This is a genomic window from Oribacterium parvum ACB1 (assembly GCF_000238055.2).
GTDB lineage: Bacteria > Bacillota > Clostridia > Lachnospirales > Lachnospiraceae > Oribacterium > Oribacterium parvum.
On the sequence record NZ_KE148312.1, the window covers coordinates 1,422,501 to 1,444,712 of the forward strand.

Genomic DNA, 22,212 nt, shown 5'->3' on the forward strand with positions numbered 1-22,212 from the left:
GAAGCTTAGGGATGGTGTAAACCATCGGTAGAGGAGCATTGAAAACGAGATGAAGCGGTACCGGAAGGAGCCGTGGATTGTTTTGAAGAGAGAATGCCGGAATGAGTAGCGAGATGGAGGTGAGAATCCTCCAGGCCGAATATCTAAGGTTTCCAGGGTAAAGCTGATCTGCCCTGGGTAAGTCGGGGCCTAAGGCGAGGCGGAGACGCGTAGTCGATGGACAACTGGTGTAGATTCCAGTACCTTACTAAATCAGAAATGTGGGGACACATGGAGAAAGAGAGAGCCGGGAATGAGAAGACCGGTGCAAGGGAGGTAGGAGTGTAGTAGGAAAATCCGCTACATAATCTGAAGACCTGATGCGGATCGAAATAAAGTAGAGAAGCTCTTTAACTCTGTGGCGAGAAAAGCCGCTATAGTGTTTAGTAAGCCCGTACCGCAAACCGACACAGGTAGATGAGGAGAGAATCCTAAGGCCGGCGGGAGAAGCATTGTTAAGGAACTCGGCAAAATGACCCCGTAACTTCGGGAGAAGGGGTGCCCAGGCAACTGGGCCGCAGAGAAAAGGCTCAAGCAACTGTTTAGCAAAAACACAGGTCTATGCGAAACCGTAAGGTAAAGTATATGGGCTGACGCCTGCCCGGTGCTGGAAGGTTAAGAGGAGAGGTTAGAGCAATCGAAGCTTTGAATTGAAGCCCCAGTAAACGGCGGCCGTAACTATAACGGTCCTAAGGTAGCGAAATTCCTTGTCGGGTAAGTTCCGACCCGCACGAAAGGCGTAATGATTTGAGCGCTGTCTCAACAATGCACCCGGTGAAATTGAAGTGCCAGTGAAGATGCTGGTTACCCGCGCCAGGACGGAAAGACCCCATGGAGCTTTACTCCAGCTTGATACTGGGATTCGGTAATGTATGCACAGGATAGGTGGGAGACTGAGAAGATAGTACTTCGGTATTATCAGAGTCGCTGTTGGGATACCACCCTTATGTTATTGGATTTCTAACCTTAGGCCGTAAACCGGTCAAGGGACAATGTCAGGTGGGGAGTTTGACTGGGGCGGTCGCCTCCGAAAGAGTATCGGAGGCGCTCAAAGGTTCCCTCAGGATGGTTGGAAACCATCCAAAGAGTGTAAAGGCATAAGGGAGCCTGACTGCGAGGTTGACGGACCAAGCAGAGTAGAAATACGGACTTAGTGATCCGGTGGTATGAAAGTGGGATTGCCATCGCTCAACGGATAAAAGCTACCCTGGGGATAACAGGCTGATCTCCCCCAAGAGTTCACATCGACGGGGAGGTTTGGCACCTCGATGTCGGCTCATCGCATCCTGGGGCTGAAGTCGGTCCCAAGGGTTGGGCTGTTCGCCCATTAAAGCGGTACGCGAGCTGGGTTCAGAACGTCGTGAGACAGTTCGGTCCCTATCCGGCGCGGGCGTAGGATATTTGAGAGGATCTGTCCTTAGTACGAGAGGACCGGGATGGACTGACCTCTGCTGAACCTGTTGGGAATCAATCCCATCGCAGGGTAGGCAAGTTGGGAATGGATAAACGCTGAAGGCATCTAAGCGTGAAGCCAACCTCAAGATGAGATATCCCATCGCAAGAGTAAGACCCCTTGAAGAGAACGAGGTAGATAGGACTGAGGTGTAAGTGTAGCAATACATTCAGCTGACAGTTACTAATAGGTCGAGGGCTTATCCAATGCGTCTGATTGATTTGTTTTACTGCTAGAGTTTATTTCGATATGTAGTTTAGATAAGGTATGCCGATATAGCTCAGTTGGTAGAGCAACTGATTTGTAATCAGTAGGTCTTCGGTTCGAGTCCGAATATCGGCTTAAGCCTAAGCATAGCTTAGGCTTTTTGTATGTAAAAAAGCTTTTGCTTTTGCTATAGTACTTGCTAAAGCATGGCATTTTCATTTATAATATTTTGCGGAACCGTAGCTCAGTTGGTTAGAGCACTCGGCTCATAACCGATCGGTCCAGGGTTCGAGTCCCTGCGGTTCCATCTAAGACAGTGCGTTGCATTGTCTTTTTTTATTTTTAGTTAACCTTCCTGGCTAAGTTGGCGGTAATTTCCTTTGAACCTTTCTCTTTTGTGAGGCATGAAAGTGGTAAACATAATAGATATCTTTTATGTTAAAATAAATAATGTTGCAGACGGATTTTCGGACAATCTGACGCTTTTTTAGTAACTTTCTTAAGTGCTATGGCTCCTGCTGCAGCGAATGTTTCTCGGTTTGCCATTCTTTTTGAAAAAGAAGAGATAGAGAAGAATGACTATAATCTTTCCGTGTCAACTTATGTAGAGAAAGAAGATACCGGAGAAGTTATTGATATAAAGGTATTAAATCAAGAAATAGCAGAGACGGTGAGAAAAATCGATGTTTTGAGAGCTTCCATAAATGAAATCGTAAAGGAGATGGATGATGGGGAATGATATCATCATTTACAATACAGAAGATGGTAAGGCTAAGATAAATTTACAGTATGAAGATGGTACGGTATGGCTTAGTCAATTGGAGATTGCAGAGTTATTCCAGACTACAAAGCAGAATGTCAGTAAGCATGTTAAAGCTATTTTTTTAGAAGGAGAATTAGAGGAGAAAGTGGTAGTCAACTATAAGTTGACAACCACTAAGCATGGAGCAATTGCTAATAAAACGCAGAGTAAGCAAGTTGCATATTATAACTTAGATATGATTTTGGCTATTGGCTATAGAGTCCGTTCTATTCGCGGCATACAATTTCGAAACTATGCCAGTAGCATATTGAAGGAATACCTAATTAAAGGCTTTGCCATGGATGACGAAAGACTGAAGAATCTTGGAGGAGGAAATTACTTTAAAGAGCTGTTAGAACGGATTAGAGACATTCGTTCCAGTGAGAAGGTGTTCTATCGTCAAGTACTGGATCTGTTTGCTACCAGCATTGATTATGATGCAAAAAATGAAGAAGCCAAGAAGTTTTTTGCTACCGTGCAAAATAAGATGCATTTTGCCATTCATCACCATACTGCCAGTGAGCTTATCTACAGCCGAGTAGATGGTGATAAGGATTTTATGGGACTTAGCACATTTAAGGGGGAATTACCCACTTTAGAGGAAGCGAAGGTTGCGAAGAACTATCTTAGTGCAGAAGAACTGAAGAGTCTCAATGCCTTAGTTTCCGGCTATCTGGATTTTGCGGAAAGACAGGCGCAAAGAGAAGTAAAGATGACCATGAAAGATTGGCGAGAACATGTAGATCGAATTCTTAGTGCCACGGGAGAGGACTTGCTCATAGGAAATGGAAGAGTGTCCAGGGAAATGATGGTGGATAAAGTGAATCAGGAGTATAGAAAATACAGTTCTAAAACCTTATCGCAAGTTGAAAGGGATTATCTTGCTGAGATAAAAAATATCGAAAGTATTGCGGGAAAAGGTGGAAAAAAAGATGAGTAAGATATCAGCTCAATAAGAAAGCCGATGATTGAGAATTTCAAAATTCCCATACCATCCCCAGAAACTCAGAAAAAATTGTAGAATGATACAGAAAAATTAGCACTCTATATTGATGAGTGCTAATTTTTGTGTTATACTTCTTTCTTGTTAGTGTTCAGGTCTTTCCTATAAAGCCTGCAAAAATTAGTGGAAAAGAGGTAGTGTTTATGCAAAAAAACGGTTCTTTATCTATTCATAGTGAAAATATTTTCCCCATCATCAAGAAGTGGATGTACAGTGACCAGGACATCTTCGTTCGTGAGCAGATTTCCAATGCTACGGATGCGGTGACAAAGCTGGAGAAGCTTTCTCTTATCGGTGAGTGGACGAAGCCCTCCGACTTTAAGGGGAGAGTAACGGTTACGGTTGAGCCGGACAAGAAGACAATTCGTTTTAGCGATAATGGAATCGGGATGACTGCGGAGGAGGTAGAGAAGTATATTACGCAGATTGCTTTTTCGGGTGCGACCGAGTTTATTGAGAAGTATAAGGACAAGGCAAACAGCGACCAGATTATCGGTCATTTCGGTTTGGGCTTCTACTCTGCATTCATGGTGGCTGATAAAGTAGAGATTGAGACCTTATCCTATAAAGAAGGGTCTACACCGGTGCATTGGGTCTGTGACGGCGGTACCGAGTACAGTATGACGGACGGTGAGAAGAAAGAGCACGGTACGGATATTACGCTTCATTTAAATGAAGACTGTGTGAAGTATGCCAATGAATGGGAACTTCGCTCCGTGATTGAGAAGTACTGTTCCTTTATGCCGGTAGAGATTTATCTCGATAAATATCCGCGAGACAGTGAAATCATTTCCAAGGATGAAAAACGGGATTCCGACATCGTACTCGAGGAAATTCCCGAGAAGGTGGAAAAGGATGAAAAGGGCGAAGAAAGAAAGACGGAAGCAAAGCTGAAGATTGAGAAGCGCCCCATTCTTTTAAATGATACGCATCCGCTCTGGGGAGAGTCTCCCTCTTCGGTGAAAAAAGAGCAGTATCTCGACTTTTACAGAAAGACCTTCCATGACTATAAGGAGCCGCTTTTCTGGATTCATTTGAATATGGATTATCCGTATCACCTGAAAGGAATTCTTTATTTCCCGAAGATTAATTCGGAGTATGAGTCGATTGAGGGAACAATTAAGCTCTATAATAACCAGGTTTTTATTGCGGACAATATCAAGGAAGTCATTCCGGAATACTTGCTTCTTTTAAAGGGTGTGATTGACTGCCCGGACCTTCCTCTGAACGTTTCCCGTTCTCAGCTCCAAAATGACGGGTTTGTAAAGAAGATTTCCGACTATATCACGAAGAAGGTGGCGGAGAAGCTATCCGGTATGTGCAAGACCGAAAGAGAGTCCTATGAAAAGTACTGGGATGACATTTCTCCCTTCATTAAGTACGGTGTGTTGCGTGACAGTAAGTTTGCGGAGAAGATGACGGACTACATTCTCTTTAAGGATTTGGAGGAAAAATACTGTACTCTTCCGGAATTAAAGGAGAAGGGTAAGGCTGTGAATGGAGCCGAAGCAGATATGGATTCCGATGCCGTTAATGCTGTTGCCAAGGAAGAAAAGTCTGTTGAAGAAAATGAAGCTAAAGAGAAGAATACTTCGGAAACGGAAAACTCTGCTGCATCCGATAAAAATAACGAGGCGGATGAAAAAGAGTCTGCGGGAGCTGACGATGCGGCACAGTCTGATAATAAGGAAGAAGAGAAGATCCAAAAGGTCTACTATGTTTCCGACAGCGTAGCGCAGAGCCAGTACATTTCCCTCTTTAAGGAGCATAAGAAAGAGGCGGTTTACCTTACGGAGCGAATCGACCAGCCCTTTATCACGGAGCTTGAGGCAAAGAACAGCGGACTTCGTTTCCAAAGAATCGATGCCGATGTGCAGGATGCCATGAAGGACGAGCTTTCTTCCGAAGAACAGGATAAGTTGAAAGAAGCGGGAGAAAAGTTGGAGAAGGCTTTTCAAACTGTTCTTTCCAAAGATAAACTTCATGTGAAGGTGGACAGACTTCTTTCCGAAACGCCGGCAAGTCTCCTCTCTATTTCCGAGGAATCCCGCAGAATGCAGGACATGATGAAGATGTACGCGGTGTCCGGTATGCCGATGGGAGAGCTTCCACTCGAGGAAACCCTTGTTTTAAATGAAAGACACCCGCTTGTGCAGTATCTTCTTCAGCATGGGGAAAGCCTTGAAAAAGAGGAGGGAAAGCTTATTGAAGAGCAGCTCTATGACTTGGCGCGCATCCAGAATGCACCGCTTAATGGAGAAGCAATGAAGAACTTTATTGCCCGCTCGGAGAAGATTCTCTTATCGCTTACTAAAGTAGAAAAGTAAGTTAGTGAATATTTTGTCAAAATTGCCAAAAACCGGTGGAAGAATTGGATTATTCCGCCGGTTTTGTCAATGGTAGAATATTTTCATCTATGGTATAAATATTAAGGTACTTTTAGTAGCTCGGTGAGAAAAAGTTTTTTCTTGCCATGAAGAGCGCCAAGACTATAGGAGTTGTCTGCATACCGGATTTAGGCAAATCTTAAGCGGGAAGACTTAAGACGGAAGAGAAAAATACATAAAAGAGCATTGCGAAGACAATGACATAGACTTGGCAAAATCAGAATGTAGGGGAGTTTATGAAGAAGGAGAAATTTTTATCGTACTTAGTCATCCTTGCCGGAATTTTGGTTGCCGTGATTTTGGGAATCCGTTCCTGGAGCGGTCCTTCTGTAAAAAAGACGGACGCACCCGCTTCAGCAAAGAAAACGACCGTTACCGTTCCGGGCTTTGGCGGAGATATGCAGATTGAAGTCAGTGCGGATGAGAACAAGATTTATGCGGTAAATGTGCTGAGTAATCAGGAAACCGAGGGAATCGGAAGCAAGGCTGTAGCGGCTTTACCGGAGAAAATGGTGGAGGAGCAGACTTTTAACGTAGACGGAATCAGCGGTGCTACGATTTCTTCCACGGCACTTCGTACCGGTGTGGAGCAGGCCTTAAAGGAGATGGGACTGGACAGCGAAAAGTTTGCCAAGGCGCAGGTTACTGCCGATTCTGTAAAGAAAGAAGATCAGAATCTGGAAGCCGATGTTTGCGTAATCGGTGCAGGCGGTGCGGGTATGATTTCCGCTATCACCGCAGCAGACAGCGGAAAGAAGGTTGTACTTCTGGAGAGTCAGGGTATTGTGGGAGGAAATTCCGTTCGAGCAACCGGCGGTATGAATGCGGCTGCGACCAAGTGGCAGGCGGAGAATCCCTTTGAAGAAGGATCCGGTGTGGAGAAGACCTTGGCTACTGCGGCGGAAAAATATGCGGACAATGCAGCGATTACCGCTTTGGCGGAAAAGGTGAAAGAGCAGTATGCAGCCTATCAGGCGAATCCGGAAGGATATTTTGATTCTGTGGAACTCATGGAGCTGGATACCATGATTGGCGGTAAGGGAAAGAATAATCCCGAACTCGTAAAGGTTCTTGCGGAGAATTCGGGTCCGGCTATCGATTATTTGGAAACTCTCGGTATGACAATCCATAATGTCGGTGCTTTCGGCGGTGCTTCCGTAAAGAGAATCCACCGTCCGGTTGACGAGAACAACAAGGTTATTGCCGTAGGATCCTATATGATTCCGATTTTAGAGAAGAATGTAAATGACAGAAAGAACATTACTCTTCTTACTTCCGTAACGGCGGATAAGATCGAGCAGGATGATGCCGGAAATGTGACCGCTGTGCATGCTCTTTCTGCAGATGGCAGTCAGGTCAATGTAAAGGCCAAGGCAGTCATCATTGCAACGGGCGGCTTTGCGGCAAATAAGGAAATGGTGGAGAAGTATCAGCCTTCCTTAAAGGGCTATATGTCCACCAATGCCTCCGGTGCACTTGGACAAGGTATTACCATGGCGGAAGCCATCGGCGCGGACACCGTGGATATGGACCAGATTCAGATTCACCCGACAGTGACGACTACGGATGCACACCTTATTACAGAGGGCTTACGTGGAGACGGAGCCATTCTTGTGAATATGGAAGGCAATCGTTTCACCGATGAGGTAGGAACCAGAGATGCGGTTTCCAAGGCGGAGATTGCGCAGACCGGCTCTCAGGTTTATCTCGTAATTGATAATAAGATGGTGGAGAAATCCGCTGTTATTCAGGGCTATATCAAGTCCGGCTACACTGTGACGGGAAATGATGCGAAGAGCCTTGCCGAGGCTATGGGCGTCCCGGCAGAGGCCTTTGAAAATACTTTAAAGAACTGGAATGAGGCGGTAGAGAAGAAGGAAGATGCGGAGTTTGGAAGAACAAGCTTTGCGGCCGCTTTAGATACCGCACCTTTCTATGCCATCAAGGTTACTCCCGGTGTACATCACACCATGGGAGGCTTGAAGATCAATACCGTCACAGAGGTGCTGAACAAGGAAGGCAAGGCCATTCCCGGACTCTTCGCAGCAGGAGAAGTTACCGGCGGAGTGCACGGAGCAAACCGCCTCGGCGGAAATGCCGTTTGTGATTTCACTGTATTCGGTAAAATTGCAGGAGAATCCGCAGCAAGTTATGCAAAATAATAAGATGCGGTAAACAGAATGATAGCATTCAGTGTTTTTGCTGAAAGAGCGAAATACATTTTCGCAGAAATTGCTTACATAGAAATTGCTCACGAAAGATAGAAAATTATCATTAGACCGTTTAAGGGATTTTATAATTGAACATCTTATAAAGGAAAGACTTTCGGGCGATATACAAATTACTTGAGGAACACAGAGAATTGTATAGAAGCATCCGGAAGTCTTTTTTTGATGTAAGAATATTTTAGGAATCTTAATACAAAATATGAAAATATTTTCGACTATACTTGCAGTATGCTTGAAAATGCGATAATATACTATAAGTTTTGAGAAGGACGTGGCATTATGAATAACGATTTGAGTCATACGCAGATTATCAGACCATTACAAGACAGCAGTTTGGCAGTCACAGAAGTGTTAGAGCGAGTTTATGAAGCTTTGAACGAAAAAGGGTACAATCCGATCAGTCAGATTGTGGGATATGTTATGTCCGGAGATCCTACTTACATTACGAGCTATAAGGGGGCAAGAAGCTTGGTTATGAAGGTAGAGCGAGACGAAATACTGGAAGAACTTATGCGGAATTATGTGGAAAGCAAGTTAAAGAAAGCGTAAGGTCTGTCCGGGAGAACCGGAAAGGCCTTTTCTTCTTTACGGGAGTAGTATGCGCATTTTAGCACTTGATTACGGTTCCAAGACAGTGGGACTGGCGATTACCGATGCTTTAGGCTATACTGTGCTACCTTATTCCACTCTTTGGAGGGAGCGGGAAGGAAAACTCAGGAAAACAGTGCAGGAGATTTGTGATATTGTTTTACGGGAAGATGTAGAAGAGGTGGTTTTAGGGCTACCCTTAAACATGGATGGCAGCCGTGGAGAACGGGCGGAAAAGGCTGCTGTTTTTTATGATTTATTAAAAAAGAAGCTGACTTGTCCTGTTGTGTTTTTTGATGAGAGGCTCAGTACGATAGAGGCCCGGGAAATTCTGGATGAAAATGGAGTCCCGAGAGCAAAACAAAAGGAAGTCCTGGACCAGGTGGCGGCCCAGGTTATTTTGGAGGACTATCTTAGGACGAAGAAAGGCGGTATAGATGGAAGGCGGAAGAATACGTTTGCAGTCAGAGGACGGCAGTTTAGAACTTGAGATTTTGGAAGAGACAGTGGTACAGGGAGTGAGTTATATTCTCGTAACGGATGCTCCGGAGGGAGAGGACGGAACCTGTTATGTGATGAAAGATGTTTCTGCACCGGAGGATGAAGAAGCGGACTATGTTTTTGCAGAAGGAGATGAGGCGGAGAGCGTAATGGATGTCTTTGCAAAAATGTTAGAGGGGAATGATATTACGATAGAGAGGTAAGAAAGGGTTATATGAAAGAAGAACAAAAGAGAGTAAGCGGGGATTCGCCACATAGAATTGTGAATTTTAATCGAAAAAATTTGACATCGAAAGAAGCCCTAGAGGAAAGCAGCCTGCATAGAGCGGGCAGAGGGATCAATAAATTAAGCAATAGAAGGAGCGGGGCAGGGAAGGATGTGCAGGGAGAAGCCGCATCCCCCAAGACTGCTCGTAGCGGTAAAATCAGTATTACGGGAAGAGCTGCGGCCGGTAGAACTGCAGCAGGAAGAACGGGAACAGGAAGAAGTGAAGGCGCTAAAAATACCGCTGGAAAGGCTCCTGCCGGAAAAGCGACTTCTAAAACCGGGGAAGGAAGAACTGTGGAGAAACGGTCTATGGCTACGGAGTCAAGAAATACAAGAGATGCAGAGCGATCCTCTGTATTGCCCACGGTACAGTTTACTTCAAGAAGAGGAAGCAATACGGAAAAGAGAGAATACAGCTCCGAGGACTTCCCGCTTCTTGCGAAGCCGATGGAGATTCAGGAAAGTAAGAATAAGGGAAAGAAACCGAAGCATACTTTCCAAGGCTCGGTTAAAGTCATTCCTCTTGGAGGACTGGACCAGATCGGCATGAACATTACTGCCATTGAAACCGAGGACAGCATGATTATTGTGGACTGCGGACTTGCATTTCCCTCCTTTAATATGCTGGGAATTGATCTCGTTATTCCGGATATAACTTATATTAAGTCACAGATTCATAAGATGAAGGGGTTTGTCATCACACACGGACACGAAGACCATATCGGAGCACTGCCCTATGTTTTGCAACAGATTAACGTGCCGATTTATGCGACGAAGCTGACCATGGCGCTTATCCAGAAAAAGCTTGTGGAAAACGGTATGGATAAGCTGGTTAAGATGAAGACCATAAAGTTTGGGCAGAATGTAAACTTCGGCGACCTGAAAGTGGAGTTCGTAAAGACCAACCACTCGATTCAGGATGCATCCGCACTGGCTATTACGACTCCGGCAGGTGTACTCATTCACACCGGAGACTTTAAGGTGGATTATACGCCTGTGTTTGGCGACCAGATTGATTTACAGCGTTTTGCGGAGCTTGGAAAGAATGGTGTCTTGGCTATGATGTCCGATTCCACCAATGCGGAGAAGCCGGGCTTTACCATGTCAGAGCGAACTGTAGGAAGAACCTTTGATGTGATTTTTGCAGAGCATCAGAACAGCCGTATTATTGTGGCAACCTTTGCTTCTAACGTAGACCGAGTACAGCAGATTATTAACTCTGCAGTAAAGTACAATCGAAAGGTTGTTGTGGAAGGACGTTCCATGGTAAACGTCATTTCTGTAGCATCAGAGTTGGAATATATTCACATTCCGGATGGAACTTTAATTGATATTGAAAACCTGAAAGACTATCCTGATGAGCAGACCGTACTCATTACGACCGGTTCGCAGGGAGAGTCCATGGCGGCACTTTCTCGTATGGCAAGCGGTATGCACAGAAAGGTGCATATCGGGCCGAACGACGTGGTGGTTATGTCCTCTCATCCGATTCCCGGAAATGAACTTGCGGTAGACCATGTTGTAAATGAGCTTTATAAGCTTCATGCAAAGGTCATTATGCAGGATACTCATGTGTCGGGCCATGCCTGCGCGGAAGATCTGAAGTTGCTTTATTCCTTGGTTAAGCCGAAGTATGCGATTCCTTTCCACGGAGAGTTTCATCACAGAAGAGCGGCAGCACTGATTGCGGAATCTGTCGGTGTAGAAAAGGATAACTGTCTTTTAATAGAAAATGGAGATGTACTGGAGTTCACTACAGACGGAGAGGGAAGCAGCTACTCCATTAAGGAAAAGGTGCAGGCAGGCGGAGTCTACGTTGACGGTCTGGGTATCGGAGATGTTGGAAATATCGTTTTACGTGACAGGCAAAATCTTTCTCAAAACGGAATCATAGTGGTCGTGCTCACCTTGGAGCGCTATTCCGGAAATCTGATGGCAGGCCCGGATCTCATTTCCAGAGGCTTTGTTTATGTAAGAGAGTCCGAGGATCTCATGGAAGAGGCAAGACTAGCCGTACAGAACATTGTAGACAACTGCTTACAGAGTAGGATGAATGACTGGGGCAAGATCAAGAACTTGATTAAAGACGGCTTATCAGACTTTTTATGGAAGAAGATCAAGAGAAATCCGGTGATTCTTCCGGTCATTATGGAGGTTTAATTTGGGGGGCAGCAGAGCACGGAATTCCTTCCGCTCTTTTACACAGATTTTGTTAAGCTTTTCGCTTAGAATTCTTTTCCTGATTTTCTTGCTTTTTCTGCTTCTGCAGGGGGTTAAACTTGCCTATAGCTATGGCCACGGCTTGCTTTATGAGCATGCCATGGAGAAGGAACCGGGAAGAGAGATTGAACTGGAAATCAAGCAGGGGGATAGCAGTTCCGATATTGCAAAAAAATTGGAAAAGCTGGGTTTGATTGACAATGAGGAGGCTTTCGTTTTAAAGGCAAAGCTTTATCATTCTTCCTTGCTTCCGGGAACCTACAGCTTGAGTACCGCAATGACACAGGTACAGATGCTGGATTTCATTACGGAAGAGGGAAAGAAGAATCAGGAGTTAAGCGATAAGAATCTCCTAAAAGACGGAGAAACGGAGGCAGAGTCTTCGGAGGAAGATGTAATCGGTGCAGGTAATGAAAATGCACTCGATTCCGAGACGACGGGCAAGGACGGAAATGCTACTGCCAAGGAAGAAAAACCGCAGGTTGTTGATGCGGGAGCTGAAGGGGAGTAGCTTGGAAGAACGAGATAGAATCAGCCAATTTATTCAGGCTTTCCAAAGAGACAATATAGACTTTTTGGAAGGGATCCGAGAGGAAGCGCAGAAGGAAGCAGTTCCGATTATTCGGGACGAGACCGCCGCGCTTCTTCGCGTATGTTTGGAAATGAAAAAACCGAAGTCTATCCTGGAGCTCGGAACGGCGGTCGGGTATTCCGGGCTTTTGATGCTGGATAGCCTTAAGGGAAAGACCAAGTTATGTACCGTAGAAAATTTTCCTGAAAGAATTATAAAAGCCGGAGAGAATTTCGCGAAAAGCCCGTATAATAGTGCTATCCGCCTTTTGGAAGGAGACGGAGGAGAAATTCTGGAGAGACTCGTGAAAGAAAGGGAGCACTTTGACTTTGTCTTTTTGGATGCGGCAAAGGCACAGTATCCCTTATGGCTTCCGAAGATTTTAGAGCTATTAAATCCCGAAGGTGTTTTATTTTGTGATAATATATTGCAGGAGAATCTTCTTTTAGAGAGTCGCTTTTTTGTAGAAAGACGACAGAGGACCATCCATAAGAGGATGAGGGAGTTCCTTTGGATGTTGAAGGAAAATCCGGAGCTGGAGAACAGCATTATTCCTATAGGGGACGGAGTGAGCATCAGCATTAAGAAAAGTTAGAGAAAAGTAAATGCGAACCAGATTGACGAGTAAAAGAATGAAAAAAAGGAATAAAAAAGAAATCGATAAGTCAGAGTGAAGCGATAAGGAAAAGCAAAGCGATAAGTAAAAGCAAAATCGATAAGTGAAAGCAAAATCGATAAGTGAAAGTAAATCGATAAGTGAAAGCAAAATTGAAAGAGATAGAAAGTAGAAAGAATGAAAAGAAAAATAGAACTATTGATTCCTGCAGGTTCCATGGAGGGGCTAAAGACAGCCATCCATTATGGGGCGGATGCGGTATATATGGGAGGAGAGGCCTTCGGGCTTCGTGCGAATGCCAAGAATTTTACAATAGAAAGCATGAAAGAGGCTGTTTCCTATGCGCATGAAAGAGGAGTAAAGGTTTATGTGACGGCCAATATTCTTGCGCATAATGAAGATTTACTTCCGATGCGAGACTATTTTATGGAATTAAAGGCTGTGGGGATGGATGCGGTACTGGTTGCCGACCCGGGTGCCTTTATGCTTGCACGGGAAATTATGCCGGAGGTGGAACTTCATATTTCCACGCAGGCAAACAATACGAACTATGAGACCTTCCTTTTCTGGTGGAAGCTTGGAGCAAAGCGTGTAGTTTGTGCAAGAGAGCTTAGCCTTCAGGAAATCAGGGAGATTCGAGAGCATATTCCGGAGGAAATGGAAATAGAAGCCTTCGTACACGGTGCGATGTGTATGTCCTATTCCGGTCGCTGTCTTCTTTCCAGTTTTTTTACAGGGAGAGATGCGAACCAGGGAGCTTGTACACACCCCTGTCGCTGGAAGTATTCTCTTATGGAGGAGAAGCGTCCCGGAGAGTATTATCCTGTTTTTGAAAATGACAGAGGAACCTATATATTTAATTCTAAAGATTTAAATATGATTTCGCATATTCCGGACCTTGTTGAAGCGGGGATAGACTCGCTAAAGATTGAGGGAAGAATGAAGACGGAGCTCTATGTGGCGACGGTAACCCGAACCTACAAGATGGCGATTCGGGATTATCTGGAGGATCCCAAGAAATACGAAGCGAATATCCCCTTTTATGAAGAGGAAATCCGAAAGTGTACTTACAGAGAATACAGTACCGGCTTTTACTATCGTAAGCCGATTGAAGAGGACCAGATATACGGCAATAACAGCTACAGTGCCGGTGCAACCTATCTCGGTACGGTAGAAAATGTTGAGGGAGATTGTGCTTTCCTCACCCAGAAAAATAAATTTTCCGTGGGAGAAGAGATTGCCATTATGCGTCCCGGAGAGAGAGACATTTTTACCAAAGTCCTCAGTATGGAGGATGCGGAAACCGGAGAAAGTCTGGAATCCTGCCCTCATTCGAAGCAGCCTTTGAAGATTCGCTTTTCCGTTTTACCGGAAAAACAGGATGTTTTACGAAGAATGGAGTAAGCCATGTTCGTCCTTTTTTTACTCATGGGAATTGCCTCGTTTTTATACTTTGCCTTTCTATTAAGCAGTGCGTCCTATCTTTCTGCTCTTTGGATTTGGTTCCTTTTCGGAATTTTGCACCTGTTTTTGGCATTCCTTTATAAAAGACCGTCTCGCTGGAAGAGAAAATCGCTATTCTTCCGCTTTAAGGTATTTTGCCTGACTTCCTATTGTCTTTTCGTCCTCTTGATTTTTTCTGTTTCTATTCTCTTAAGCCGTTATAAAAAAGGTGAGGAGGACAAGAATCTGGATTATGTTCTTTTGATTGGCTGCGAGCTGGAAAACAATGCTCCTTCTCCCACGATGTTGCATCGCTTAAAGCTTGCGGTAAAATATGCGGAGGAGAACCCGACAACCCTATTTGTTTTGGTAGGAGGAAGAGGGCGCCACAGTGCCAGCGCGGAATCCAGCGTAATGTTTCAACGACTTCTTTGGGAGGGGATATCCAGCGATCGTCTTCTAATGGAGTTTTACTCTAAAAATACGGAGGATAAAATTCGTTTCGGCTTGAACAGTATTGAAAAATGGATTGAGGAGCGTTATTTGGAAGAGGAGTTAGTACAGAGTGAGAAAGGGTACTATCCTGAAGACAGTAATTATACTTACCTAAAGGAAGAGTCCTTGGAGTGGGAGGATCGGCCTCCAAACGTTGGCATTATTAGCTCGCAATATCAGCTTTTTCAATGCGTGCGTTTTGCAGAGAAAGAAAACTCCTTCTATCATTACAGGACCTTGTCTGCGAAGGAGCCGCCGTATCTGATTCCTCATTACTATGTAAGAGAAGCAATCACTATTGCAATAAGAAGTATATTCAATCAATTGTAAAATGGAATTCCGGAACAGAATTGAAGAACAGAATTGTAAAATGAAATTCCGGAACAGAATTCCGGAACAGAATTCCGGAAAAGAATTGAAGAACAGAATTGTAAAATGGAATGGAAGAACAGAATTGTAGAACAGAATGGAAGAACGGATATGGATGCAGTAATGGAACGCATCTGAAAAAAGAGGTATCTGAAAAGACGCATCTGAAAAGAAGTATCTGAAAAGACGCATTTGAAAAGACTATCGAGGAGATGAAAGAAAATATGAAAAAATATAATTTAGTACAGGAGAAACATATCGCGGAGCTTTCCACGGAGGCGAAGGTTTACGAGCATGAAAAGTCCGGGGCAAGAGTACTTTGCTTAAAGAATCAGGATGAAAATAAAGTCTTTAGCATTGCCTTTAGAACGCCTGCCGCGGATTCTACGGGAGTCGCCCATATCACGGAGCACTCCGTGCTTTGCGGCTCGGAGAAGTTTCCCTTAAAGGATCCCTTTGTGGAGCTCATCAAGGGTTCTCTCAATACCTTTTTGAATGCCATGACTTATCCGGATAAGACGGTTTATCCGGTGGCATCCACCAATGACAAGGATTTCCAAAACCTTATGGATGTCTATTGCGATGCCGTTTTTCACCCGAATTGTATAAAGAATCCGCATACCTTTTCGCAGGAGGGCTGGCACTATACATTGGATGAAAAGGGAGATTTAGGCTACAGCGGTGTAGTGTATAACGAGATGCGCGGTGCTTTTTCCGAGCCGGAATCGGTGCTGGAACGGTATATTTTCCACTCTCTTTTCCCGGATACCACTTATGGAAATGAGTCCGGCGGTGACCCGGAAGACATTCCGAGCTTAACGTATGAAGCTTTTCAGGCTTTCCATGCCCGTTACTATCATCCTTCCAATTCCTATATCATCCTTTACGGAGATATGGATATGGAGGAGAAGCTGAACTGGCTGGACAAGCAGTATTTAGCGAAGTTTGAAAGGATCAATCCGGATTCTGAGATTGCGCATCAGAAAGCTTTCTCGAAGATGGTGGAGGAAACCGAGTATTATCCGATTTCAAAGGAAGAGAAAGCAGAGGGAAAGGCTTATTTTTCCTATAATTTCGTTCTGGATGTAGGAATGGACGCGAAGAAAAGTTTGGCCTTCTCTTATATCGGCCATGCCCTCATTTCCGGCCCCGGAGCGGTGTTGAAGCAGCGGCTTTTAGAGGAAGGCTTAGGAGAAGACATCTTCGGAGGCTATGCGGACGGTGTATTGCAGCACTACTTCACCATTACCGCAAAGAATGCGAAGGAAGAGGATAAGGCGCGTTTCTTAAAGGTCATTCAGGATTGTATTCGAGAGGCTTCAGAGAAGGGCCTCGATCACAAGACCATTCGTGCAGCCATTCACCATGATGCCTTCCAGTATAAGGAAGCGGACTACGGGAATACCCCTAAAGGCCTGATTTACAGCTTAAAGGCACTGGACTCCTGGCTTTATGACGGAGAGCCCTGGCTTTATCTTGAGCAGGATCGTTATTTTAAGGAGCTGGAAAAGGAGCTGGATGAGGGCTATTTTGAGGAGCTTTTAAAAGAGTACTTCATGGATGTAAAGCACGTCTCTTTTGTTGCACTTCTTCCGAAGCCGGGGCTTACCGAGGAAAATGCGGAGAAGCTCGCGAAGAAGCTGAAGGAGAAAAAAGAAACTCTGTCTAAAGAAGAGATAGAAGCCATTAAAAAGGAAGAGGAGGCGCTCCTTCTTTATCAGAATAAGGAAAATAGCAAGGAAGCTTTGGAAACGCTGCCTGTGCTTTCACGAGAAGACCTCGGAAAGAAAGCGGAGAGCTATCTGAGAGAAGAAGAGAACCTTTCCGGGAAGAAAGTAATGCTTTATCCGGTGGATTCCAAGGGCGTACTTTACCTTCGTCTTCTCTTTAATACAAAGGATTTCTCGGAGGAGGAGCTTTCGTATCTTTCCGTTCTGAGTACCGCCTTTGCCTATATGGATACGGACAAGTACAGCTTCCAGGACTTGAACTCGGAGATCTATCTGCACAGCGGCGGCTTTTCAACAGATATTACTTCTTATCCCGATTTTCAAGATAAGAATAAATATACAGGCGTATTCAGTTTCGGTTTTAAATTCTTGGAAGGCGAGATGAAGCAGGGCCTGGAGTACCTTCAGGAAATCTGCTTCCATACGCATTTACAGGATGAAAAGCGTCTTTCCGAGATTCTTCTGGAAATTAAGTCCAGAGAGAGAATGAGACTGGAGGGGACAGGGCATAGCTATGCGGTCAATTCCGCTATGGAGAGTTTTTCTCCGACCTCCTCTTACCAAGAGAGAGTAAAGGGCATTCGCTACTACCATTTTATTGAAAAATTGGAAGAAGAATTTAGGAAGGACCCGAAGGCGCTGGGTGAAAGGCTGAAGACTCTTTCGGAGAAGCTCTTAAGGGGAAGAAATCTTCGTATAGCGGTAGGAGGCGATCTGGAGATTTACCGTAAGGAGAAAGAGGCTCTTTCCGCATTTCTCACAAAGTATTTTCCAGAAAAGGAAGAGTGGGAAGAAAGTGTATTTAGTCCGAGAAAGGCTGAAAAAAAAGCTTGGATTACTCCTTCTCAGGTTAACTATGTGGCAAGAGTGGGCTCCTACTATGATAAGGCATTCCCTTATACCGGTGCTTTGAAAGTCATGAAGAATGCACTTTCCTTTGATTTCCTTTGGAAAAATATTCGTGAAAAGGGCAATGCCTACGGGGCAATGAGCGGCTTTGGAAGAAACGGAGAAAGCTACGTGGTTTCTTTTAGGGATCCGCATGTAGGGCGGAGCTATGAAGAGTATAAGAAGATTGCGGCGTACTTACGGGATTTCGAAGCTACGGAGCTGGAGATGACGAAGTACATCATCGGTGCGATTTCGGAGATGGATACGCCAAAGACCGCTTACACGAAGTTCCTTCTCGGCTTAAGTTGCACGCTTTCACATTTAACGGATGAAGACTTACAGAGAGAGAGAGATGAGGTGCTTTCTGCAAGTCCGGAAGCCATCCGGAAGCTTTCCGGCTATATAGAGAAAGCCTTTTCCGAGGAAATTCTCTGCACCATCGGTAATGGAGAAAAGATAGAGAAAAACAAGAGCTACTTTGATGTAATCCGGGAAATTTAAATTACTTCGGAGAAGTAGACAAATTAAGATTTAGAAACGAAAGTGGATTAAGATTTAAAAATGAAAGTGAATCAAGTTTTAGAAATGAAAGTGGATCAAGATTTATAAGCGAAAGTGGATCAAGGCTTAGCAAAGCTAGAGCGGTCAAATGAGAGGGAGAATGGCATGAATCAGATTATTGAGGATTTTTTTGCAAAGGAAAATGGAAATGGAGAAAGCAGGGAGGATATGGTTAAATCCGGCTTTGTCTCTATTGTAGGTCTTCCGAATGCCGGAAAATCCACCCTCTTAAATGCGCTTGTCGGGCAGAAGATTGCGATTACTTCCAAAAAGGCGCAGACCACAAGAAATCAGATTATGGCAGTCTATGATGATGAGAGAGGGCAGATTGTCTTTCATGATACGCCGGGGATTCACAAGGCACAGAATAAGCTCTCCGTCTATATGGAAAGTGTGGCGGAAAAGGCTCTTGGAAACGGAGACCTCATTCTTTGGATTGTAGACAGCACGGAGCAGAAGGGAAAGAAGGAGGAACAGATTTTATCCCTCCTTTCCCACAGTAAAAGAAAGATTCTCCTTGTCTTAAATAAGATGGACTTACTGGGTGGAGAGGAGGCACTGGAAAGGAAGAAGGCGGAGTATCGGGACTGCCTTCCCTTTGTCGGGATTGTCGGCGTTTCCGCCTATAAGAACCAAGGCTTAGAGGAACTTCTGGAGACAATTTTCTCCTTCCTTCCCTATGGCCCCCGTTACTATGATGAAGATACGGTAACAGACCTTCCCGTACGAGAAATTGCAAAGGAACTTATCCGGGAACAGGCCCTCTACAAGCTTGATAAGGAGATTCCGCACGGGATTGCGGTACTCATCGACAGCATGCAGGAGAGGAAAAACGGAATCTGGGATGTGAAGGCAACTTTGGTATGCGAAAAGGAAAGCCATAAGGGAATCATTATCGGAAAAGCCGGCTGTATGCTGAAAAGCATTGGTAGCGGTGCCCGCATTCAGATAGAAAAGCTTCTGGAAGCGAAGGTGAATCTTCAGCTTTTTGTAAAGGTCAGGAAGGACTGGAGGGAGAATCCGGCATATTTGCAGGAGTATGGTTATAGAGAGCAGAAGTAAAGTGCGCAAGCGTCATAGAACAGCAGAAGCGTCATAGAGCAGCAGAAGCAAGCGTAAAGGGGCAAGCAGGCGGAAAAGCTTTGGTGAAAATGCAGAAGCAATGAGGAAGTAAAGCGAATATAATGTGTCAGGACAGAGAGGAAGGGTAGTGAAGGAAGACTTCGTTGTGCATGGGGTGGTGCTTTCCGAGCACAGTCAGAGAGAATTCGATAAAAGACTGAGTATTCTTACCATGGAACAGGGGAAAATGACGGTTTGGGCAAGTGGAGCAAAGCGTCCATCTTCTCCTCTTATGGCAGGGAGCAGGAGCTTTGTCTTTGGCACATTTTCTTTAAAGAAAGGGAAGAGTGGATATAATCTACAGTCGGTCAAAGTCGATGCCTATTTTGAAGAAATTGCACTGGACTTGGAAATGGCCTGCTATGCAGCTTATTTTTTGGAGTTGGCAGATTTTGTTTCGCAGGAAAATCTTCCTGCGGAAGAAATGGTCAATCTCCTCTATCTGTCCCTAAAGGCCTTGCTTCATAAGGATCTCCCCAATGAACTGGTGCGGGCCGTTTATGAGCTGAGAGTCCTGCTTTTGGAAGGAGAGTACAGTGAGCTGCCTCCCCGTTCCCAAAGGAAGGCAGTGCATGATGCTTGGGAACACGTACTTGGAAGCCCCCTGCAAAAGCTTTATACCTTTACTTTGGAAGAAGGGAGTCTGCGGGATTTTTGTGAAAATGTGGAGCTTCTTACACAAGAAAGCTTCTATAAAGAATTTCGCAGCATTAAGATATTGAACAGTTTGAAGTAGATATTGAACAGTTTAAAGTGGATATTGAACGGTTTAAAGTGGATATGGAATAGTTTGAAATGGATATGGAATAGTTTGAAGTAGAATATATCAAAGTGGAAGTGAAAGAGTTCAAAGTGGAGGTGAAAGAGTTTAAAGTTGGAGGGTATAGATTTTTTCTAAAAAAAGGGATAGACTATAGATTGTTTAATTCATAACGAGTTCCAATAGATTCTATGTTTCTGCGCAATGGTTGCAAGTCGATACAGGAAGGGAATTGCAATAGGGAAATCTTGCAGGGCAGGAAGTGTAATACAGCTATTTAGGAAGAAAGGGAAGAGGATAAAACTTATGGCAAAGAATTATACGATGGACACGATTGTATCCTTGGCAAAATCCAGAGGATTTGTGTATCCGGGATCGGAGATTTATGGCGGTCTTGCCAATACATGGGATTACGGAAACCTGGGTGTAGAGCTGAAAAACAACATTAAAAAGGCCTGGTGGAAGAAATTCGTACAGGAGTCCAAGTATAATGTCGGCATCGACTGTGCCATTTTGATGAATCCAGAGACTTGGATTGCCTCCGGTCACTTGGCAGGCTTCTCCGATCCTCTTATGGATTGTAAGGAGTGTAAGGAGCGTTTCCGTGCTGATAAGGTTATCGAGGATTTCTGCGAGAAAAACGGCATTGCGCTGGAGGGCTCCGTAGATGCTTGGTCCAAGGAAGAGATGGAGAAATTCGTGGTAGAGAAGCAGATTCCCTGCCCGAGTTGCGGAAAGCATAATTTTACCCCTATTCGCCAGTTTAACCTGATGTTTAAAACCTTCCAGGGTGTAACGGAGGATGCAAAGAATACGGTGTATCTTCGCCCGGAGACAGCACAGGGTATTTTCGTTAACTTTAAAAATGTGCAGAGAACTTCCAGAAAGAAACTCCCCTTCGGTATTGCGCAGATTGGAAAATCTTTCCGTAATGAGATTACACCGGGGAACTTCACCTTCCGTACCAGAGAGTTTGAGCAAATGGAGCTGGAGTTCTTCTGTAAGCCCGATACCGATTTGGAATGGTTCCAATATTGGAAGGACTACTGCCAAAACTGGTTATACAGTCTTGGGATGAAGAAGGAAATGCTTCGTGCAAGAGATCACGAGAAGGAGGAGTTGTCCTTCTATTCCAAGGCAACGACAGATCTGGAATTCCTCTTCCCCTTCGGCTGGGGCGAGCTTTGGGGGATTGCAGACAGAACGAATTATGACCTTTCCCAGCACGAGAAGGTTTCCGGTCAGGATATGAGCTATTTCGATGATGAGACCAACGAACACTATATTCCGTATGTAGTAGAGCCTTCCCTCGGTGCAGACAGAGTAACCTTGGCATTCCTTTGCGCAGCCTATGATGTAGAGGAACTGGAGGGAGGAGATGAGAGAACCGTTCTTCGCTTCCATCCGGCACTGGCTCCGATTAAGATTGGTATCCTTCCCTTATCCAAGAAGCTTGGAGAAGGCGCCGAGAAGATTCATGAGGAGCTTTCCAAATACTATATGTGTGAGTATGATGATAGAGGAAACATCGGAAAGCGTTACAGAAGACAGGATGAAATCGGAACACCGTATTGTATTACCTATGACTTCGATTCGGAAAATGATCATGCCGTAACGGTAAGAGAAAGAGACAGCATGGAGCAGGTTCGTATTCCGATTGCGGATCTGAAAAAGTACTTTGATGAGAAGCTTGCATTTTAAGAAAGAAACAGCAGTGTAAAAAAGGGACTGTAAAAATCACAAGTATTTTGATTTTTTGCAGCCTCTTTTTTATTCTTAACAAGGGGCACAGGAGCGGCTTGAGACATCTTGTTTCAATGGATTTTAGCCGGTATCAGGGATTACAATTGGAAAATGTCAGCTCTGATTCTTGGTATTATTGATTTTTTCTATCTGCACTTAAAAAAAACATGTTTTTATTGATTTTTTTGCTACAATAGATAAGTTAGAGAAATTAT

16 protein-coding genes, 2 tRNA genes and 1 rRNA gene (1 of these 19 cut by a window edge) are annotated in these 22,212 nt (G+C 44.5%); all 19 read left to right on the top strand.

Features of this window, described 5'->3' with window-relative positions; genetic code table 11:
* A 23S ribosomal RNA gene (locus HMPREF9625_RS06350) occupies window positions 1-1,700 on the top strand; it begins 1,180 nt to the left of the window's first position.
* Between the two features lie 61 nt (window positions 1,701-1,761).
* Window positions 1,762-1,834: transfer RNA gene (locus tag HMPREF9625_RS06355), tRNA-Thr, on the top strand.
* A 98-nt stretch (window positions 1,835-1,932) separates the two neighbouring features.
* Window positions 1,933-2,006, top strand: a tRNA-Ile gene (locus HMPREF9625_RS06360).
* 201 nt (window positions 2,007-2,207) lie between these two features.
* Window positions 2,208-2,438 carry a type I restriction-modification system subunit M gene (locus HMPREF9625_RS06365; RefSeq protein ID WP_009533878.1) on the top strand — a complete coding sequence of 77 codons (231 nt, stop codon included), beginning with the start codon at window positions 2,208-2,210 and terminating at the stop codon, window positions 2,436-2,438.
* The gene (gene rhuM, locus HMPREF9625_RS06370; protein WP_009533879.1) at window positions 2,425-3,441 is read left to right on the top strand and encodes a virulence RhuM family protein; all 1,017 of its coding nucleotides are present in this window, start codon (window positions 2,425-2,427) and stop codon (window positions 3,439-3,441) included. The genes HMPREF9625_RS06365 and rhuM overlap by 14 nt, the downstream gene beginning before the upstream one ends.
* A gap of 206 nt (window positions 3,442-3,647) precedes the next feature.
* On the top strand, window positions 3,648-5,831 hold the full coding sequence (gene htpG / locus HMPREF9625_RS06375; RefSeq protein WP_009533880.1) for a molecular chaperone HtpG: 2,184 nt from the start codon (window positions 3,648-3,650) through the stop codon (window positions 5,829-5,831).
* Between the two features lie 296 nt (window positions 5,832-6,127).
* A complete protein-coding gene (locus tag HMPREF9625_RS06380) occupies window positions 6,128-8,053 on the top strand; it encodes a flavocytochrome c (protein ID WP_009533881.1) in 1,926 nt (641 codons plus the stop codon).
* Between the two features lie 345 nt (window positions 8,054-8,398).
* Window positions 8,399-8,668, top strand: a complete 270-nt coding sequence (locus tag HMPREF9625_RS06385) for an IreB family regulatory phosphoprotein (protein WP_009533882.1) — start codon at window positions 8,399-8,401, stop codon at window positions 8,666-8,668.
* A 49-nt stretch (window positions 8,669-8,717) separates the two neighbouring features.
* Window positions 8,718-9,197: a Holliday junction resolvase RuvX gene (gene ruvX / locus HMPREF9625_RS06390; protein ID WP_009533883.1), complete on the top strand. Its 480-nt coding sequence runs from the start codon at window positions 8,718-8,720 to the stop codon at window positions 9,195-9,197.
* The gene (locus tag HMPREF9625_RS06395; RefSeq protein WP_009533884.1) at window positions 9,145-9,411 is read left to right on the top strand and encodes a DUF1292 domain-containing protein; all 267 of its coding nucleotides are present in this window, start codon (window positions 9,145-9,147) and stop codon (window positions 9,409-9,411) included. Before ruvX ends, HMPREF9625_RS06395 begins: the two co-directional genes overlap by 53 nt.
* Before the next feature lie 11 nt (window positions 9,412-9,422).
* Complete coding sequence (locus tag HMPREF9625_RS06400; protein ID WP_009533885.1) at window positions 9,423-11,636, top strand: ribonuclease J; 2,214 nt, start codon at window positions 9,423-9,425, stop codon at window positions 11,634-11,636.
* 1 nt (window position 11,637) lies between these two features.
* The gene (locus HMPREF9625_RS06405) at window positions 11,638-12,207 is read left to right on the top strand and encodes an endolytic transglycosylase MltG (protein WP_009533886.1); all 570 of its coding nucleotides are present in this window, start codon (window positions 11,638-11,640) and stop codon (window positions 12,205-12,207) included.
* Entirely contained in the window at window positions 12,185-12,862 is a 678-nt protein-coding gene (locus tag HMPREF9625_RS06410; RefSeq protein WP_009533887.1) for an O-methyltransferase, read from the top strand. The genes HMPREF9625_RS06405 and HMPREF9625_RS06410 overlap by 23 nt, the downstream gene beginning before the upstream one ends.
* A 198-nt stretch (window positions 12,863-13,060) precedes the next feature.
* Window positions 13,061-14,287 (top strand): peptidase U32 family protein, encoded by a 1,227-nt coding sequence (locus HMPREF9625_RS06415; RefSeq protein WP_009533888.1) that lies wholly within the window; start codon window positions 13,061-13,063, stop codon window positions 14,285-14,287.
* Window positions 14,288-14,290: 3 nt separating this feature from the next.
* Window positions 14,291-15,151: a YdcF family protein gene (locus HMPREF9625_RS06420; protein WP_009533889.1), complete on the top strand. Its 861-nt coding sequence runs from the start codon at window positions 14,291-14,293 to the stop codon at window positions 15,149-15,151.
* Between the two features lie 263 nt (window positions 15,152-15,414).
* Window positions 15,415-18,312, top strand: a complete 2,898-nt coding sequence (locus HMPREF9625_RS06425; protein ID WP_009533890.1) for an insulinase family protein — start codon at window positions 15,415-15,417, stop codon at window positions 18,310-18,312.
* A gap of 165 nt (window positions 18,313-18,477) precedes the next feature.
* Window positions 18,478-19,434 (top strand): GTPase Era, encoded by a 957-nt coding sequence (era, locus tag HMPREF9625_RS06430; protein ID WP_009533891.1) that lies wholly within the window; start codon window positions 18,478-18,480, stop codon window positions 19,432-19,434.
* Window positions 19,435-19,582: 148 nt separating this feature from the next.
* Window positions 19,583-20,230, top strand: coding sequence for a DNA repair protein RecO (gene recO / locus HMPREF9625_RS06435; protein WP_009533892.1), 648 nt, complete (start codon window positions 19,583-19,585; stop codon window positions 20,228-20,230).
* 330 nt (window positions 20,231-20,560) lie between these two features.
* Window positions 20,561-21,955, top strand: coding sequence for a glycine--tRNA ligase (locus HMPREF9625_RS06440; protein WP_009533893.1), 1,395 nt, complete (start codon window positions 20,561-20,563; stop codon window positions 21,953-21,955).
* Window positions 21,956-22,212 lie beyond the last annotated feature (257 nt).